Annotated in this window: 20 protein-coding genes and 1 other annotated feature; of the genes, 1 reads left to right on the forward strand and 19 read right to left on the reverse strand. The window is 40.2% G+C overall.

Annotation, left to right across the window (positions count from 1 at the left end; all coding sequences use genetic code 11):
• Positions 1-14: 14 nt before the first annotated feature.
• From tgt to safA, 9 genes are all read right to left on the reverse strand, one after another.
• On the reverse strand, positions 15-1154 hold the full coding sequence (tgt, locus tag BMSHG_RS11770) for a tRNA guanosine(34) transglycosylase Tgt (RefSeq protein ID WP_019154655.1): 1140 nt from the start codon (positions 1152-1154) through the stop codon (positions 15-17).
• Positions 1155-1201: 47 nt separating this feature from the next.
• Positions 1202-2230 (reverse strand): tRNA preQ1(34) S-adenosylmethionine ribosyltransferase-isomerase QueA, encoded by a 1029-nt coding sequence (gene queA / locus BMSHG_RS11775; RefSeq protein WP_019154656.1) that lies wholly within the window; start codon positions 2228-2230, stop codon positions 1202-1204.
• Positions 2231-2305: 75 nt separating this feature from the next.
• Entirely contained in the window at positions 2306-2512 is a 207-nt protein-coding gene (locus tag BMSHG_RS11780; protein ID WP_019154657.1) for a DUF2905 domain-containing protein, read from the reverse strand.
• Positions 2496-3509 carry a Holliday junction branch migration DNA helicase RuvB gene (gene ruvB, locus BMSHG_RS11785; protein WP_019154658.1) on the reverse strand — a complete coding sequence of 338 codons (1014 nt, stop codon included), beginning with the start codon at positions 3507-3509 and terminating at the stop codon, positions 2496-2498. The genes BMSHG_RS11780 and ruvB overlap by 17 nt, the downstream gene beginning before the upstream one ends.
• Before the next feature lie 16 nt (positions 3510-3525).
• Entirely contained in the window at positions 3526-4134 is a 609-nt protein-coding gene (gene ruvA / locus BMSHG_RS11790; protein ID WP_026073432.1) for a Holliday junction branch migration protein RuvA, read from the reverse strand.
• 222 nt (positions 4135-4356) lie between these two features.
• Complete coding sequence (locus tag BMSHG_RS26120) at positions 4357-5115, reverse strand: intercompartmental signaling factor BofC (protein WP_019154660.1); 759 nt, start codon at positions 5113-5115, stop codon at positions 4357-4359.
• On the reverse strand, positions 5036-5752 hold the full coding sequence (locus BMSHG_RS11800) for a YhcN/YlaJ family sporulation lipoprotein (protein ID WP_019154661.1): 717 nt from the start codon (positions 5750-5752) through the stop codon (positions 5036-5038). The genes BMSHG_RS26120 and BMSHG_RS11800 overlap by 80 nt, the downstream gene beginning before the upstream one ends.
• Positions 5753-5855: 103 nt before the next feature.
• A complete protein-coding gene (locus BMSHG_RS11805; RefSeq protein WP_019154662.1) occupies positions 5856-6878 on the reverse strand; it encodes an aminoglycoside phosphotransferase family protein in 1023 nt (340 codons plus the stop codon).
• A complete protein-coding gene (gene safA, locus BMSHG_RS27115) occupies positions 6832-8436 on the reverse strand; it encodes a SafA/ExsA family spore coat assembly protein (protein WP_019154663.1) in 1605 nt (534 codons plus the stop codon). The genes BMSHG_RS11805 and safA overlap by 47 nt, the downstream gene beginning before the upstream one ends.
• Positions 8437-8684: 248 nt before the next feature.
• Between safA and BMSHG_RS11815 the strand changes: the two genes are divergently transcribed.
• Positions 8685-9227, forward strand: a complete 543-nt coding sequence (locus tag BMSHG_RS11815) for a transcription repressor NadR (protein ID WP_026073434.1) — start codon at positions 8685-8687, stop codon at positions 9225-9227.
• A 39-nt stretch (positions 9228-9266) separates the two neighbouring features.
• Here the strand turns inward: BMSHG_RS11815 and pheA are convergent, their stop codons facing one another.
• The 10 genes from pheA to BMSHG_RS11865 all read right to left on the reverse strand — a co-directional run bounded on the left by pheA (position 9267) and on the right by BMSHG_RS11865 (position 17201).
• A complete protein-coding gene (gene pheA, locus BMSHG_RS11820) occupies positions 9267-10133 on the reverse strand; it encodes a prephenate dehydratase (RefSeq protein ID WP_019154665.1) in 867 nt (288 codons plus the stop codon).
• 98 nt (positions 10134-10231) lie between these two features.
• A complete protein-coding gene (locus tag BMSHG_RS11825) occupies positions 10232-10687 on the reverse strand; it encodes an ACT domain-containing protein (RefSeq protein WP_019154666.1) in 456 nt (151 codons plus the stop codon).
• 68 nt (positions 10688-10755) lie between these two features.
• The gene (gene obgE / locus BMSHG_RS11830) at positions 10756-12045 is read right to left on the reverse strand and encodes a GTPase ObgE (protein WP_019154667.1); all 1290 of its coding nucleotides are present in this window, start codon (positions 12043-12045) and stop codon (positions 10756-10758) included.
• A gap of 100 nt (positions 12046-12145) precedes the next feature.
• Positions 12146-12688, reverse strand: coding sequence for a sporulation initiation phosphotransferase B (locus BMSHG_RS11835; RefSeq protein WP_019154668.1), 543 nt, complete (start codon positions 12686-12688; stop codon positions 12146-12148).
• Between the two features lie 289 nt (positions 12689-12977).
• A complete protein-coding gene (gene rpmA / locus BMSHG_RS11840) occupies positions 12978-13268 on the reverse strand; it encodes a 50S ribosomal protein L27 (protein ID WP_019154669.1) in 291 nt (96 codons plus the stop codon).
• A gap of 13 nt (positions 13269-13281) precedes the next feature.
• Positions 13282-13614 (reverse strand): ribosomal-processing cysteine protease Prp, encoded by a 333-nt coding sequence (locus BMSHG_RS11845; RefSeq protein ID WP_019154670.1) that lies wholly within the window; start codon positions 13612-13614, stop codon positions 13282-13284.
• 11 nt (positions 13615-13625) lie between these two features.
• Entirely contained in the window at positions 13626-13934 is a 309-nt protein-coding gene (gene rplU / locus BMSHG_RS11850; protein WP_019154671.1) for a 50S ribosomal protein L21, read from the reverse strand.
• A 13-nt stretch (positions 13935-13947) separates the two neighbouring features.
• Positions 13948-14024, reverse strand: a sequence feature (ribosomal protein L21 leader region).
• Between the two features lie 49 nt (positions 14025-14073).
• Entirely contained in the window at positions 14074-15525 is a 1452-nt protein-coding gene (locus BMSHG_RS11855; RefSeq protein ID WP_019154672.1) for an Rne/Rng family ribonuclease, read from the reverse strand.
• A 46-nt stretch (positions 15526-15571) separates the two neighbouring features.
• Positions 15572-16438 carry a M50 family metallopeptidase gene (locus BMSHG_RS11860; protein WP_019154673.1) on the reverse strand — a complete coding sequence of 289 codons (867 nt, stop codon included), beginning with the start codon at positions 16436-16438 and terminating at the stop codon, positions 15572-15574.
• Positions 16431-17201, reverse strand: coding sequence for a peptidoglycan DD-metalloendopeptidase family protein (locus BMSHG_RS11865; RefSeq protein ID WP_019154674.1), 771 nt, complete (start codon positions 17199-17201; stop codon positions 16431-16433). Before BMSHG_RS11865 ends, BMSHG_RS11860 begins: the two co-directional genes overlap by 8 nt.
• Between the last annotated feature and the right edge of the window lie 456 nt (positions 17202-17657).

A 17657-nucleotide genomic window follows, 5' to 3' on the forward strand; every position in this document is an offset into this window, starting at 1 on the left:
ATCTATTTACTATTTTAGAAGTTTTTTGCGTCGGGCTTATTAAAGCCATATCTTTCAAAAAATTCTTCTCTGAAGTCCCCTAATCGATCCTCTCGAATCGCTTCTCGGACTTGCTCCATTAATTTTAACAGAAAATAGAGATTATGGTAAGTTGTAAGTCGTATTCCGAATGTTTCATCACATTTAATGAGATGACGAATGTAGGCACGACTATAATTTTTACATGTATAGCAATCACAATTTTCATCGATAGGTCCAAAGTCTCTAGCAAATTTCGCATTTTTTACGACCAATCGTCCTTCACTTGTCATTAATGTACCATTACGAGCAATTCTTGATGGGAGCACACAATCAAACATATCAATGCCACGAATCGCTCCATCAATTAATGAATCTGGAGAGCCTACCCCCATTAAATATCTCGGCTTATTGGAAGGAAGTAATGGTGTCGTAAATTCTAAGACACGGTTCATAATATCCTTCGGCTCACCGACAGATAATCCGCCGACTGCATAGCCAGGAAAATCTAATGACACGAGATCTTTCGCACTTTGCTTGCGAAGTTCCTCGTATTCTCCACCTTGAACAATTCCAAAGAGACCTTGATCCTTAGGGCGCTGATGAGCATTCAAACATCGTTCCGCCCATCTTGACGTACGTTCAACGGATTTTTGCATATATTCATATGTCGCAGGGAAAGGTGGACATTCATCAAATGCCATCATAATATCTGAGCCTAATGCATTTTGAATTTCCATCGCTTTTTCGGGAGATAAGAAGAGCTTGTCCCCGTTCAAATGATTGCGGAAATGAACACCTTCCTCTTCAATCTTGCGGAACTCACTTAAGCTAAAGACTTGGAAACCACCTGAGTCTGTTAAAATCGCTCGATCCCAATTCATAAATTTATGAAGGCCACCAGCCTCTTTAACAATTTCATGTCCTGGGCGGAGCCATAGATGATACGTATTGCTCAAAATAATACCAGCACCCATTTGCACGAGCTCTTCTGGTGACATCGTTTTCACCGTCGCCAACGTTCCAACCGGCATAAATACAGGTGTTTCAAATGAGCCATGGGGAGTATGGACTCTGCCAAGTCTTGCTCCTGTTTGTTTACATGTTTTAATTAATTCATATCGTATTGCAGTCAACTTCATGTACCTCCTGATGTCCCCTATGCAAAGGTTGCAAGAGACAACTATAATATCAACATTGCGTCTCCAAAGCTAAAGAAACGGTATTTTTCTTCTACAGCAGTATTGTACGCATGTAAAACATGTTCTCTACCCGCCAATGCACTTACCAGCATGATGAGTGTAGATTTCGGCAAATGAAAATTCGTGATCATACCATCAATTGCCTTAAATTCGTAGCCTGGGTAAATAAAAATATCTGTCCAGCCACTGTCCGCAACAAACTTCCCATTATGTTTCGATGCGATCGTTTCTAATGTTCTCGTCGAAGTAGTTCCGACAGAGATGATTCTTCCCCCAGCGTTACGTGCTTCATTTAAAAGCTGAGCTGTTTCCTCTGTTACTTGGAAAAATTCAGCATGCATTTCATGCTCCAAAATATCATCAACACTGACAGGACGGAAGGTGCCAAGACCAACATGTAATGTAATAAAGGTGATATGGACGCCCATCTCCTTTAATTCTTCAAGAAGCTCTTCTGTAAAATGAAGACCTGCTGTCGGAGCTGCTGCTGAACCACGTTCTCGAGCATAAACCGTTTGATATCGCTCTTTGTCATCGAGCTGTTCTTTTATGTATGGCGGAAGAGGCATCTCACCAAGAGCCTCTAATACCTCATAAAAAATTCCTTCGTAGCGAAATTGGAGAAGGCGACCACCGTGGTCTTTTTCACCAACACAAACAGCAGAAAGCAAGCCATTTCCAAAAGTAATGACAGAGCCTTCCTTTATTCGTTTCGCCGGTTTCACAAGAGTTTCCCAAGTGTCCCCTTCGATCTGTTTCAAAAGAAGCACCTCGATTTTTGCTCCTGTATCTTCTTTTTCTCCAAAAAGTCGAGCAGGTAAAACTCTCGTATCATTTAAAACGAGACAATCGCCAGCTTTCACATACTTCTTGATATTTTTAAAAATATCATGTTCAATCTGACCGTTTTCTTTGTTTAAAACCATCAGCCTGCTGCTTGCCCGTTCCTCTAGAGGCGTTTGTGCAATCAGTTCTTCAGGCAAATGAAAATCAAATAAATCTACCTTCAATAATGTCACCCTGTTTCTTATTCATAGCTCGCATGTTTCTAGTTTGCGAAACCAGCCTAAAATCTACTACTCTAATTAACGAAATTTCCCTATGAAATAAAATATAAGGGAAAGAACAACACTCAAAATAATGGATGTAACAATGGGAAAGTAAAAGGTCGTGTTGCCTTTCTTGATAACGATATCTCCTGGAAGTTTTCCAATTTGAATAAATTGCATGAGAAATCCGACGACAAAAATGATTACTCCAACAATCATCAGAAACTTAGGAATTCCGCTCAACAGAAGGCACCTCCATGCCGAAATGGTGATAAACTAGGTCTGTGACAATGCGACCACGAGGCGTTCTTTGCAAGAAGCCAATTTGTAATAAATATGGCTCATACACATCTTCAATCGTCATTGACTCTTCTCCAATCGTTGCGGCAATGGTCTCTAATCCCACTGGTCCACCGCGGAATTTTTCAATAATCCCTTTTAGTAGCTTGTGGTCAATATGGTCTAACCCTAATCGATCCACTTGTAATAGCTCTAATGCCTTTTGCGCTAATGAATGGTCAATATCCCCATTTCCACGAACTTGGGCAAAGTCACGCACTCTTCTTAACAATCGGTTGGCAATTCGCGGCGTTCCCCTCGATCTTCTGGCAATCTCTGTGGCCGCAAGAGAATCAATCTCAACCTCAAACACTTCAGCCGTTCGAATGACGATTTCCTTTAGTTGTTCTTCTCGGTAATACTCAAGCCTGCTTAACACCCCAAAGCGATCACGCAAAGGTGCTGAGAGAGAACCTGCCCTTGTCGTCGCTCCTACCAGTGTAAATGGTGGGAGCTCAAGACGAACAGAGCGAGCACTTGGCCCTGTCCCAATGACAATATCTAAGCAAAAATCCTCCATTGCAGGGTAAAGAACTTCTTCAATCGACCTTGGAAGACGATGGATTTCATCAATAAACAAGACATCTCCAGGCTCAAGAGCAGTTAAAATAGCGGCTAAATCCCCTGGTCTCTCAATCGCTGGACCTGCGGTTGTCCGTATATTTACACCCATTTCATTTGCGATAATCGTTGCTAACGTCGTCTTCCCAAGACCGGGAGGACCGTAAAGGAGAACATGATCCAATGTTTCCTTTCGCAGCTTTGCCGCTTCAATAAAGACTTCTAAATTCTCTTTCACCTTATCCTGGCCAATATATTGCTTAAGGGTTTGTGGTCGCAAGCTTTGTTCAATTGAAAGCTCTTGAATATCGGCCTCTCCAGACACGATTCGTTCCTCCACGATTTTCACCCCTTACTTATTTTAATAATTTTTGCAGACCTTTTTTAATATATTGGTCTGTCGTTAACATTTCTTTCTGTAATTCTGGTGTGATCTTCTTAATTTCTTTCTCCGAATAGCCTAATGCTTTCAGAGCAAGGATAGCTTCCTCGAGGTCTTGATTTAAGCGCTCAGAACGAGTCCCTTTTTCAGGAGCGAACAGATCTGGAAAAAAGTCTGGTACGACATTTTGTAGCTTCCCTTTTAAGTCGAGAATCATTTGTCTTGCCGTTTTCTTTCCTACCCCTGGAAATTTTACTAAAAAGGCTTCATCTTCATTTTCAATCGCATCAACGACCTGCTCTGGCTCTCCAGCTGCTAAGATAGCTAGTGCACCTTTAGGACCGATCCCTGACACATTTAAAAGCTTTGTGAAAAGAGTCTTCTCTTCTCTTGATTGAAAACCATATAAAGCCATCAAATCTTCACGGACATAATGATATGTATAGACCTTGATCTCTTTCCCTTGGTCTTTAGCATAAACAAACGGATTAGGCGTTGTTATCTGAAAGCCCACTCCGCTCGTTTCCAACACAATATATTCAGGGCCGACAAAATCGACCTTTCCTTGAATAAACTCAAACAACTGCATTCGCCCCTCTTTTTTGCTGTACCCCATTGTATCATACAATCCGCTATGCATAAAGAAAAGCTGTAGTTTAAAAGGGAAGAGGAATTAGCATACGTCTAAGCTCCATTTTCATGTATTGCAGGAAAATTCCCGCTTATTTTACAGTTGCAGGTGACAACCATTCCTCAAAATAGGAAAAGAAAAGGAACCGATTTTATCCGGTTCCCAACTAACAGATTAATTTGCTATCTTTTCTTCAAGGGTAAAATTTTTGAAAGTCTCTAACACTTCTACATACTGTTCTTTATTTTTTATCGGAATTCCCTTTTTTAATTGTTCGTGTTTCTTACTTTCAAGTTTCCCAATGTCCAATTGAAAAAAAGTATGAATGATTTTTGATGTTTGTGGTCGTCCATTAAAAATAGTCAACGCACCATCATGATTTATCCCAAAATAGCCATTGGACTTAAGGAGTGGTGAAATGTCATCAACAACTTCTCTAAATACCACCTTATCCTCCGTCATATCAATAAGCTGCCAGCTATCATATTTTGCCCAGAAATCCTCCATCGACCAAATCGTTTCCTTGACCGTTTCTTGACTGAATTCCCCGTCCAGATACATACGTTCGAGTATTACCTGAACTTCGAGCGGCTCGAACTGTAATGTTTCTTTCGTTTCTTCATTTTTTGCTTTAACATTATTAAAGCCAATGGATCCGATAAGGAAAATTGCCATCAATAGACATATCATAGACCTTATGATTTTCACAACGGTCACCTCTTTTAAAAGACATAAGTAAATGTAAGGTTTTTTAACTCCACTATTATTTTGACCATTTAAAGAAATATTAACCTTTTTTATTGAATTTTTTCCATACTTAAAGGAGCAAACTATTTCAGTTTGCTCCTTTTTGTTATTGATTATTCTCGACAGCTTTATTTCTTTCATTGCTAATCGTTCTAAAAATATGGTCAATATCATCATTAATGACATCACGCGGTCCTCCATCTCGAAGTTCGTTATCGATGGTTCGGATCCGACTATACATACTGTCATTTGTCGTGACAGTAACTTTTTTACCATCCGCATGGGGTGCTACAGCTTCACGAATCGCCGCTTTTGTTTCATCTCCTCTTTGCGGGTCCTCTAAAACAGCACCCACGATAATCTGATCGTCTTGAACGACCGCTCTTGCATCTGCGACATTGACAACAGTTGTCGCTAATTTCGCTACCCTTTGTGCAGTCCTTCCGTTATACGCTGTGTAATACGGACTTCTCGCACCACTATTATTCGTATTCAAATGGGCATGATAATTTTGGTCACTGCGGCTAAATAAGGTCGTATCATATTCCCCATCTGGAGCTGCTTCATTATTAATACGACGGAGCCCATTATTGCCTCCTTCACCAGCAATCGTATGGTCTAATATTTCTGTAACGGGACCATCATTATCCTCATTCACTAAGTTGGCATTTCCCCCGTCTTCTTCATGATGTTCATTGGAATGATAGCCGACCGCAAGTGGCTGACGGTCTTGCCCGTCCACTGCCTCATCATTATTGCCACAAGCACCGAGCCCTAGTGCGATACCTACAATGGCTGGCCATGTAAAATATTTATATTTCAATGATGAACGCCCCCTTCACTCTTGAATAAGAGCAATATACTTGCTCACTATTAGAGTGTGAGGGGAATTCAATTTTCATCCTGTCAGTTACGACCAATCGAATTTATTTTTTTGCAAGTCTATCCACCGCTTCTTGCAATCCCTTCACAAACTGTTGTCTTTCATAAAACTGTCCAGCCGTTAAATCAAGAAGTTGGCGCATCATGACAGGGCTATTATACTGTTTTTCTCTAATGACTCGATTCCATTCCCTAAAAATATCGGTTGGGAAAGCTAATCCATACAAAAAAAATTTTGAGTCTAAAAAAGGCTTTAATCTTTCATAGTCTGCTAAGTCGTCAAGTGACCAATGGATATGCGGGAGAATTCGATTCGCATATTGCAGATAATCTAAACTTGTATCGCCAATGGTTATTAAATCAAAATCGATAAGGTATAATTCTTCTCCTTTCGTGCGTAAAAAATTATGGTGTGCTAAATCTCCATGTAGGATACCGTTTGGTTCCTTTATTGAATATTCTTGCTCTAAGCCATTTAGAGACCAATCGGTCCATTTTAAGATGTATTCGATAATTTCTTTTTGTACAAAAAATTTAATAAAGGAAATATTATTTAAGAAAGTAGCTGTTCTCCCTCTCCATTTATGCAATAGATCTTGTTTTCTTAATTTATTCTCATATTTTGGAACAAGCATCTTGCTGAGTTCATGAAATTCATGCAAAAGCTCTAAACCCTCAACTCTATTTTCGGGCAAGGAGAAGGTAAAAGCATGCTCAGAAGGTGAGAGATATTCAATGATCCCATAAAAGTTTTGCTCGAAAAATAATGGAGAACCTTTTGTAAAATCTAGAAAATCATAAGTATAGGTAAACCCATTTTTCTTTAAATCGGCTGTTATGTTCATCTGCGTTTTAAGACGACGATAGGATGAATACCTTTTCACAACATATTTTGAGGAGTCTGTTTCAAGCAAAAACACATGATTGCGGATCGGTTTAATGAAATTCACTTGTAGAGGTAGCTGGCTCTTCAAATAAAAAAGGAGACGATCCGTATATAAACCGTCTCCTCCTTGAGCGTTAATCGTCACTTTCATCACTTTCATTTGTTGGTCTAGGCATTCCATACCCGGCCCCCATTGGTCCATAAGGATTCATAAACGGTGGGCTTGCGAAAGGCTGACCATATGGTGGTGAATAGACTGCTGCTACCCCTGGTCCATAAGCTCCAGGCATTCCCGGTGCCATTGCTCCAGGTGCTGGTCCACCCGCTCCAAAGCTTCCTGCATCTGGATACTCCCCTTCAGCTTCATAGCCTGTTGGGTATTCGCCTTCATACCCAGCAGGTGCCATTCCAGGGTAATTCGGAGCAAATCCTCCAGGCATTCCATAACCTACTGGTGCCTGTTGGTGAGGAGGTCCATAGCTTCCAACTAATTGAGGTCCACCACATCCACAGTCTTTCTCCTCCATGGCTCCTTGTACCGCTGGCATTGGTTGATTTGGTCCATATGGCATCATATCATAAGCTCCAGCAACTTGTGGTCCTGGACCAAATGCTGGTGGATATGCAGGCATTGGCTGTGGAAATCCTGGTCCTGGTCCATATGGCATTGGGTACGGCGCCTGAAATGGAGGACAAGGATATGGTGCCTGCATCATTGGTGCCATTTGTGGCATGTTTGGCATCGGTGGCATATTCGCCATCTCTGGTGACACTTGCGGCATTGGCATTGGTGGCATATTGCTCATCTCCGGTGCCATCTGCGGCATATTTGGCATGTTCGGCATATTGCCCATTTCCGGTGCCATCTGCGGCATATTCGGCATGTTTGGCATATTGCCCATTCCCGGTGCCATTTGCGGCATATTCGGCATGTTTGGCATTTGCGGCATTTGAGCAGGGGCATATGCACCCATTACTCCTGCAGGCTGATTCGGCATAAATGCTGATGATTCTTCATCAAAATCACTTTCTACACCAGGCATTCCTCCGTAGTAAGGTGGTTGCTGCATCGCTGGTGCCTGCGGATATGGATATCCTCCTGGTGCTGTCATTCCTGGGGCAGGATAAGGTTTGAACGGGTTCATTGGTTGCTGAAATCCTCCTTTTATCGGCATTTCCATTGATGATGATTCCTCCGTAGAAGCCGTTTCTACTGGTTTAAAAGGTTTTGCAGGTTCCGCCTCTGGTAGTATATTGGTTGGTTTCGGTGGTAATTGTGGCGCTTGATGTGGTTTTTGTTCCACATTCACGTTCGCCATATTCATCATATAGTAATTGTTAATATCAATTTCTGGAATAACAGGCTTAGGCATTTTCGGTACAAATGGTTTTTTTGGCGTTTCCACTTTTGGCATTTCAGGTTTTGGTTTTTCCTTAATCGGAGCTTCTTCTACCTTTTCAATCGGTGCTTCTTTTTTCTTTTCCTTTACAAAAGGGTGATCTTGTATCTGCTTCTCTTTTTTAACACCCAAATTAAGCTTTGCTTCTTTTTGACCACTAATAGGAGCTTCTTTTTTTACGCTTCCTCCAGCAGTTGGGACTTTTATTTTCATTCCGGGCATGATCATATCAGGATTGCTGAGCTGTGAATTGAGTTGCTTCAGCTCTTCAAAATTCACGCCGTACTTTTTGGCGATTTTCCAAAGAGTATCCCCTTTCTGTACGATATGGATCTTCACTGTGACTTCTCCCTCCTATGCAAATGTCCATATATTGTATGATTGTGTAGGTAATTTGCTAATAATCTTCAAAAAAACTTATGCGTCATCGAAATAAATTATGTTGAAAAGATTCTCGTACAAGCTTGAAATTTGTCAAAAAGACGAACGTTATGGCCACTAAAACGTTTGAACGTCGACTGATCGGATAAACTACGATAAACTTATTTTCAGAAGAACTTATACTTTTATATAGAAAAAGGTGGAAAATGATGAAAGGACAGAAAGTTCTTGGAAATGAAAGACGGGAATTAATATTATCATGGCTCCAATCAAGCCATGAACCGATAACCGGAAGTGAGTTAGCGATGAAAACAAATGTCAGCAGACAAGTGATTGTCGGAGATATCACATTGCTTAAAGCAAAAGGAGAGCCCATTATCGCCACAAGCCAAGGTTATTTGTTTATGAAAAGACCGGAGATGACCAATAGAGTGGAAAGAACGATCGCTTGTGTACATCACCCTGAGAGGACGGAGGAGGAACTTTTACTTCTCGTCAATCACGGGGTAAGTGTTCTAGATGTTAAAATCGAACACTCTGTATACGGGGATTTAACAGCCTCTATCATTGTCTCAACAGTAAAAGAAGTCGAACAATTTATCGAAAAAATCAATACGACAAAGGCTTCTTATTTATCCGAACTAACAGATGGCATTCATTTACATACAATTGCGGCTTCAACTGAAGAAGCTTTAAACCAAGCTGAAAAAGCACTCCGAGAAAATGGATTTTTAATTGATAGTAACTAAACAGTATTTGCGAAAAGAGCATAACTAAAAAAAGGAGCTTTAACGGCTCCTTTTTTGCACTTGAAAATACGGATAACTCCCTAAAATATTTACAGAACACCCTAGTGCTTCAAGTTCTGCAATAGCACCGGGAATTAATACATCATCCATTTTCATTTCAATATCGATTAAGAAAAAATAATTGCCAAGCCCTGTTTTCGTTGGGCGTGACTCGATTTTGGAAAGATTAAGCTTTCTCCATGCAAAGGCAGACAACACTTGGTGGAGAGCCCCGGAACGGTCATCTGCTGGCAATGTGATCATTAGAGATGTCTTATCTCCGACCATTTTTAAAGGACTCGTTGATAATTCAATCATTTCTTTCGCCAATACGATGAAACGAGTATGGTTGAAATCAAAGTCATGAATATCAGGTGCAACCACTTCTAACCCATATTCTGCTGCCGCTAATTCATTAGCAATAGCTGCAGCTTGCTCTGTAGGATGCTCAAGAATATGTTTGGCTGCCGCTGCCGTCGAGGTCACGCTCACTCTTTTTACCCCATTGCAATGTTGATGAAGAAATTTATGGCACTGGGCAATCGCATGGGAATGACTGTAGATAACATCTATATTTTTCCACTCTTCTTTATTTTGTGGATGAACCATTAAATGCTGACGAATCGGAGCTGTTACTTCCGCTAAAATTGGTAGTGGCATTTCATGGATTAAATAATCAAGCGTGATATTAACTGACCCCTCTAGCGCGTTTTCTAACGGAACGACACATGCATCCACTTCATTTTTTATGACAGCATCCAAGCAATCAGGAATAGTCATATACGGGATTCCCTCTTTAGTAGGAAACATTTCACGTACGGCGATGTCTGTAAAGGTGGCTTTCGGTCCTAAAAATGCAATTTTCATTATGATATTCCTCCCCTGAAGTCATTCCTCTATGTATTTTCTGCGCAAAAACTATTTTAAAATTTCAAATAATTAATAGCAGAATCTTGGGACAAATGCTATGCCCCAGACCCTAGTACTTCAACATTTTCGACAAATTCAAGCTTTTTTAAGTTAGTCAATAATTCATGAATTTCGATGCCCATTCCCGTAATATTGAGCGAAAGGGTTACTTGGGCTCTTCCTTGAAGCGGGATCGTTTGATGAATCGTTAGCACGTTACAGCCAGAGGATGCAACCACTCCCAATAGCTGAGATAGTGTACCAGAACGGTCCTCTAAATGAAAAAATAAGGTAATTAATTTTTCCTTCACAACCGTATGAAAGGGAAACACGGTGTCTCTATATTTATAAAAAGCACTTCGACTCAAATCAACTTGCTGAACAGCATCCCACACGGACTCCACTTTTTTTCGCTCAATCATTTCTTTAGCCTCTAATGTTTTTCTCATGGCCTCAGGCAAAACATCTTCACGTACTAAAAAAAATTTTCTATCAAATTTATCCTTACTCATTTCCCCCACCCCATTAGAAAAGGGTAAACGCCAAAAAAGTTCTTTTTGACGTCTCCTTCTCGAGAAAATTAATCAAGAAATTCAAATTCATAATCCATCAGCTTAACCGTATCGCCGCTTTGAATTCCTCTTTCTCTTAATGCATCATCAACACCCATACCTCTTAACTGTCTCGCAAAGCGACGTACCGATTCATCGTGAGCAAAGTTTGTCATCTTAAACAATTTCTCAACCGCATCACCGGAAACAACAAAGCTGCCGTCTGGATCTCTCGTAATAACAAATTCTTTCTGATCTGCTTCATGTTTATAAAGAACGCGGTTAACGTCCGCTGTTTCTTCCTCATGTACGAGTGGAAATTCTGGTGTTTCTTCCACTTTATCAGCGATGGCAAATAAAAGATCTCTTAAACCTTGTCGAGTCACAGCTGAGATTGGGAAAATAGGATAATCTTCTTGCAGTTGACTCTTAAACTTTTGAAGATTTTCTTCCGCTTCTGGCATATCCATTTTATTCGCCACAATAATTTGTGGTCTCTCGGTTAACCTTAAATTATACTCTTTTAACTCATTATTAATGGTTTTGTAGTCTTCGTATGGGTCTCTTCCTTCTGTTGATGCCATATCAATAACATGAACAATGACTCTTGTTCTTTCAATATGACGTAGAAATTGATGTCCTAGCCCAACTCCAGAATGAGCTCCTTCAATTAAACCTGGGAGATCCGCCATGACGAAACTTCTATTATCTTCCGTTTCCACCATGCCGAGGTTTGGCGCAATCGTTGTAAAATGATAATCAGCAATTTTCGGCTTTGCTGCTGAAACGACCGATAGTAACGTCGATTTTCCTACACTTGGAAAACCTACTAGGCCAACATCAGCTAGAAGCTTTAATTCAAGGACTACTTCTTTTTCCACTCCTGGCTCCCCATGCTCAGAAAGCTCTGGTGCTGGGTTAGCCGGCGTAGCAAATCTTGTATTTCCTCGTCCGCCTCGGCCACCGCGAGCAATGACTGCCCTTTGGCCATGTTCCGTTAAATCAGCGATTACTTCCTTGTTTTCAGCATCTGTAACCACTGTACCTGGTGGGACTTTGACAATCATATCTTTCGCATTGCGACCATGTTGATTTTTGGACATCCCATGTTCACCACGAGGTGCCTTAAAATGGCGCTTATAGCGGAAGTCCATCAGTGTTCTAAGACCTTCTTCGACCTCAAAAATAACGTCAGCACCTCTGCCGCCGTCTCCACCAGCTGGACCGCCCTTTGGAACGTATTTCTCACGGCGAAAGGCAACCATTCCATTACCACCGTCTCCACCTTTTACATATATCTTAACTTGATCTACAAACATTTTTGTCCTCCTGTCAGCAGTAGATGTGTCATTATGTAATGTCATTTCTAAAAGCATTTTAGTTCATGCTCTTCCTGCATCCTAACGCATCATTGATATCTCATTGATAAGGCATAAATACTTCAATGGATAATTCTTGTTCTGAAAGCTCATGCACTTTTTTAAAAAATTTGGATGGTTCTTGAAGAAAGCGCCTGATATGCTCAATATCTGTTATTATTCCTCGAAAATCAAAAAAGAAACCGATCCCATATTCTTGCCTTTGAATCGTTATCGATAAATGATTTTCATGAAAAGCTTTAATGGCTTTATTTAATTCTTCTAAAAATGTGTTTGTCCAATTTGTTAGTTCGTCATCCTTCACGAAATGACGTGTTGATAGATTTATTTCGTTGATAATCTCATATTCAAGGTGAATGGAATGACTTTCCCAATTATAGGTTAGAAGCAATGCTGCAAATTGAGGAATGTTCAGGTTGGATAGAATTGATTCTTGTCTTGTTTCCACAACAATTTCATCAATAATTTCTTTGACACGCTCTATTTTGTTTAAAGACAGATTTCCTTTAATTAATTGAATCTTATTCAGCCAATCATGCCTTGCATGGCTTAAAAGCTCAATCGTATCCCATTCTTTTTTCATATAAGCACTCCTAAATGAACGAACTGAAACCTTCTTCTTGCTAGTATATCAAAATAACCAGTTTAGGGGTTAAAATTCTAAGTGAAAATTAGATTTATCAGTCTAATTTCAAATATATCAGTCTAATTTCGATTTTATCGGTCTAAATCGAAATTTATCGGTCTAAAATCAGATTTATCGGTCTAAATCGCCATTATATCAGTCAAAGCGAAATCTCACTTCTCCAACCCCAAATCCTTAAAACTCAAAAAAACTCTAACCTAAAACGGTTAGAGTTTTTTTAAAAGAATTAAGCTTCTTGAGCTACTGGGTACACGCTCACTTGCTTGCGGTCACGTCCTACGCGTTCGAACTTAACAACGCCATCCACTTTTGCGAATAGAGTGTCGTCTCCACCTTTACCAACGTTTACACCTGGATAAATCTTTGTTCCACGTTGACGATAAAGGATTGAACCACCAGTTACGAACTGACCATCTGCACGCTTAGCACCAAGGCGCTTTGAGATTGAGTCACGACCGTTCTTTGTAGAACCTACTCCCTTTTTAGAAGCGAAAAACTGAAGATCTAATCTTAACATTTTGTTCCACCTCCTACTTTTTGAAGGTTATTTTTATATATTTTCCATAATCTCTTTCAATCGTCTGTAAGCTCACGATCATACCTTCAAGCAATAGCTGAATTTTCTCTTGTACGTCTTCTGGGAGATTATCCGGAATGACGCAGCGGAGAAAGCCGTCTGCTCCTTGCTCGATTTCTGGTTCTACTCCGGTTAATGCGATAATGGAATTAACCGCACCGAAGGTTATTGCAGAAGCTCCTGCACAAACAATATCATTACCTTTGTTTGCAAAGAGGGCATGACCACTAATAGTAAACGATTGTACTCGTCCAGATTCAGTACGATAAATCGTTGTTTGAATCATCATAAACCGCCTTACGCGTTGATTTTTTCAATTACAACTTTAGTGTATGGCTGACGATGACCTTGCTTTTTGTGATAGTTTTTCTTCGCTTTGTATTTGAAAACGATAATCTTCTTCGCACGGCCTTGTTTTTCAACTTTAGCTGTAACAGAAGCACCTTCAACTACTGGGCTACCAACTTTAACGTTTTCGCCACCAACGAATAAAACCTTATCAAATGTAACTGTTTCGCCTGCTTCAGCGTTTAACTTTTCAATGTAGATTGCTTGACCTTCTTCTACTTTGATTTGCTTACCACCAGTTTCGATAATTGCGTACATGAACTGCACCTCCTCTTAGACTCAGACTCGCCATCACAGGTATTTTCCTAGGAAAATTTCAAGACCTGATCTGTGCGGTTGTAGCACGGGTGCGCTACAAACATAACATGAAAATATTATCACAGTCCGACTAGTAGTGTCAATATGAATTTCCTCTTCCAATATCCGCTTTCGTTCCCATCTGCTTAATTCGATAAGACGGCTTCGCTCCTTCTTCAATAGAAAAATAAAGCTCCATCCCACATATTTCTTCTATAAGCTTTTGCTGACTCCCGTTTTCTCCAGTAAAAATGTCCTTAACATCCGCTGTGGCTTCTATTAATACCGCTTCAAAATCCTTGCCTCTTAACGCCAATAGCTCACGTTCTAAACGAAAGGAGAGCGTTTCTGCACTTAAGACCTTTCCATACCCCGCGCACACTTGGCAAGTGCTCATTAATGTCTCACTGAGGGAAACTCGTGTTTTCATTCTTGTCATTTGCAGAATACCGAGAGGGGTAAAACCGACGACCCTCGTTCTTCGCTCATCCTCTTGCAAAGCCACTTCTAATTTCCTTCTCACTTGCTCACGAATCTTTTGTTCTTTCATATCGATAAAGTCAACGAGTATCATCCCTGCTAGGCCACGGAGACGAATTTGCCGAGCAATCTCCGTTGCTGCTAACAGATTCGTCTTCATTACCGTATCTTGAAGATGATGCTTTCCCGAAAACTGCCCTGTGTTCACATCGATCACCGTTAATGCTTCCGTCTCATCAAAGACCAAATAAGCACCGTTCTCTAACCAAACTACTTTTTTCAAGGCATTCTCTATCTCATACTCTAAACGATAGAGCGAAAAAACATCTTCTTTTTCCTGCTGATATACTAATTCAACATGGTGACAAACAGCCTCCAGTTCCTTTTTCATCTCTAGAGTATCAACGACAACTCGCCCTGAATCTAGCTTTGAAATGACCCCCTTTACTTCTTCTAAAAAGAAATTGCGTGAGATGACCAAGCCCGGTTTTTTCATCGATTTAACTGTTTGAATCATCGTTGCATACTTCACTCTTAATTGCTCGAGTTCAGCCAAGACCTCTTCCTTTGTGCGTTCAACACATACAGTTCGAAATAAGATTCCTTCATCTCTCCGTTTGAATTCATTCCCAAGTTGGCGCCATTCTTCTCTAACTGTTTCATCGATTTTCTTCGATACAGCCACAAATTCCCCTTGTGGAGTATAGACCGTCATATCTCCACCAAGTTCAATCATTCCTGTTACTCTCGGCCCCTTATCACCGGTTGCATCTTTTTCCACTTGAACAAGGATTTTTTCTCCTTGATGAAGATAGCTGGAAATCCCTTTATCTTCTTGCGACACGAAAAAAGCCGGGAGCTTATCCCGGTGTAAAAATCCATTTTTTTCAAGACCGATATTGATAAAAGCAGCATTCATCCCCGGCAAAACTTTTTCCACTATTCCTAAATAAATCGAGCCGACGATCGACTGTTGCTGAGGCTGTTCAATAACAAGCTTTTCAACCTTTTGCTTTTTAATTAATGCATACCTTTTTTCTTTTCCAATTCCATTTACAACAAGCACATTCACCAATAAAACTCCTTACCTACTTCATAGTTCTTCTATTTTCTCAAATTTAATACGGATACAGCAAGTCCCCTATCTTAGCGGTAATTTGTTTTTCAGCAAAATAAGCATGCAAAAGTTCATTTTCATCCAAGGAACCCGTTTCCTTACCATTTTTCTCAATAATGATCGGATGTTTATAGCCTCGTTGAAATCGTTCTAGCACATGAATCACGAGTTCGTCGGGCTCCACCACAATCGGTTTTAGCTTACGAAATTCATTTTTCTTTCCATAATACCTTTCCATTAAAAATCGAATAAAGACGTAACGACTTTGCTTCCACTCATAACGTAAAGTGAAAAGAATAAAGGAAATGACAATCCACACATTTAAATTAATCGGTTCAATCATTAACATCAAAATGGAAAACAGGGCCACCACTAATATCGAAATAATCAATGTTTGTTTAAATGCCTTTGGGAAGGAATCTTTTAAAGATAGCCATAAAAAAATAAATTTCCCCCCATCCAATGGCCAAATAGGGAGTAAATTGAAAAGTAAAATCATGAGATTAAATTGGATGAAATTCGTAAAAATAAACTCTTGGATCAGCCCGAATTCATGTAAGACAAAAGCCGCAGCCATTAACCAAAGATGCTGAACCGGACCAGCCAAGGTCACGATCGCCTCTTCTTTTAATGGACGATTGCCATGTTCGTCCATCTCCGCTACTCCTCCAAACGGTAGAATGGAAATTTTCTTCACTCTCCACGAAAAAAAAGAAGCGGCAGCCGCATGTCCTAACTCATGGATAAAAATAATCAAGAGTAAGAGAGATAATTCAATAAAATGCGCCGTTACAACCGCTATTGCTACAACAACCCATAACAATGGGTGAATATATATTTTTTGAAAAAGGGAAAGAAAGTTAGTCAAATTGGATCACCTGTATGGGGTCAATAAAGTCATCCCCTTTTTTAATAGCAAAGTAAAACATTCCTTTCGTTCCATCACCAGCATTGGCTGCTGTACCAACACTGTTTCCTTTTTGAACAAATTCATATAACGTGACATCAACGGATTCTAGATTTCCGTACCAAGTTTCACTCTTATCTGCATGTTGAATGATGACAGTCTTGCCGAAGCCCTCCTCATCGCCAACATAACTGACTCTTCCTTCGCTCATCGCTGTTACCGCTGCCCCTTTTTCCGTTTCAATGGAGACCTTCTGTCCATCCTCTGCAAATTCCTCTAATATCCGTGCAGCAGCTGGAAGGGCATATTCTTGGCTATCCTCTGTTTCTTGTTCATCCTCGTTTTGATTAAATGGTAAAAGGGCTAACGGCTTGCCAAATTTATTCTCATACCAATCGGCCACTGCCGCAAATTGAAAGTCATGTTCCATCGATTTCGTAACAAAGTTTTTTACTGGCTGTAAGGATTCTCCCCCATTTCGGAAAATAATGGCCACAATGAGCACAAGGCATGCAGAAGCCAATATTTTAAAGAGAAAAAACTCTTTATTAAAAAGGGGATGACCACCTTCTCCTGGATCCGTTTCATAGGAGGGGAACTTTTCAAAACCATACTTTTCTTCCTCTTCTACAACGAGAAAACGATCATTTACATTTTTCGTCATTCGCTCCCTTTCTCGTTTCCGTTTTGCCATCCTTTTTCTAATATCATCCGCTCTAGACATGACCCACCAATCCCTTTATCTAGTTTGTACAAGTCTATGAGTTGTCCACCTCATATATGACAAGAAAGAATCAGCTAAATCTGTAAAAAGAACAAAGCTCCTACAAAATGTAGGAAGCTCCCGGTTTGTCTCATTCGATCCAACCATCTCTCACCCTTAAGCGGAATTTTTCCTGTTATCTCCTCGATGGAGTTCCATTTAGGAGAAATAACGGAAGATTTTCCGCTTATAGAGAGCAAAATCGTTTATTTTGGTATTTTTTGAGGGAATAGCAGGAAATTTTCCTGTTATGTTGGCTCTTTTTCATGCTGCTTGCTCATTAAGCGGAATTTTTCCTGTTATGTTTTCATGCCGATACGCCAACTGTTTATACGAACACGTTATCCACAAGTCGAGGGAATTTATAAATTCCTGACAAAGAAAAAGAACCGAAGCTTTCTCCGGTTCTCAAACACT

It is taken from the genome of Robertmurraya massiliosenegalensis JC6 (assembly GCF_000311725.1).
Taxonomy (GTDB): Bacteria; Bacillota; Bacilli; order Bacillales; family Cytobacillaceae; genus Robertmurraya; species Robertmurraya massiliosenegalensis.

Coding starts and splice junctions, on each gene's coding strand:
- BMSHG_RS26120 (WP_019154660.1), bottom strand. CDS start 5,115: ATGTCATTAATGATGATATTGACCATATTTTTAGAACGATTAGCAATG.
- BMSHG_RS11805 (WP_019154662.1), bottom strand. CDS start 6,878: ATGGAATGCCTAGACCAACAAATGAAAGTGATGAAAGTGACGATTAAC.
- BMSHG_RS11815 (WP_026073434.1), top strand. CDS start 8,685: ATGATGAAAGGACAGAAAGTTCTTGGAAATGAAAGACGGGAATTAATA.
- pheA (WP_019154665.1), bottom strand. CDS start 10,133: ATGAAAATTGCATTTTTAGGACCGAAAGCCACCTTTACAGACATCGCC.
- BMSHG_RS11825 (WP_019154666.1), bottom strand. CDS start 10,687: ATGAGTAAGGATAAATTTGATAGAAAATTTTTTTTAGTACGTGAAGAT.
- obgE (WP_019154667.1), bottom strand. CDS start 12,045: ATGTTTGTAGATCAAGTTAAGATATATGTAAAAGGTGGAGACGGTGGT.
- BMSHG_RS11835 (WP_019154668.1), bottom strand. CDS start 12,688: ATGAAAAAAGAATGGGATACGATTGAGCTTTTAAGCCATGCAAGGCAT.
- rpmA (WP_019154669.1), bottom strand. CDS start 13,268: ATGTTAAGATTAGATCTTCAGTTTTTCGCTTCTAAAAAGGGAGTAGGT.
- BMSHG_RS11845 (WP_019154670.1), bottom strand. CDS start 13,614: ATGATTCAAACAACGATTTATCGTACTGAATCTGGACGAGTACAATCG.
- rplU (WP_019154671.1), bottom strand. CDS start 13,934: ATGTACGCAATTATCGAAACTGGTGGTAAGCAAATCAAAGTAGAAGAA.
- BMSHG_RS11865 (WP_019154674.1), bottom strand. CDS start 17,201: ATGTCTAGAGCGGATGATATTAGAAAAAGGATGGCAAAACGGAAACGA.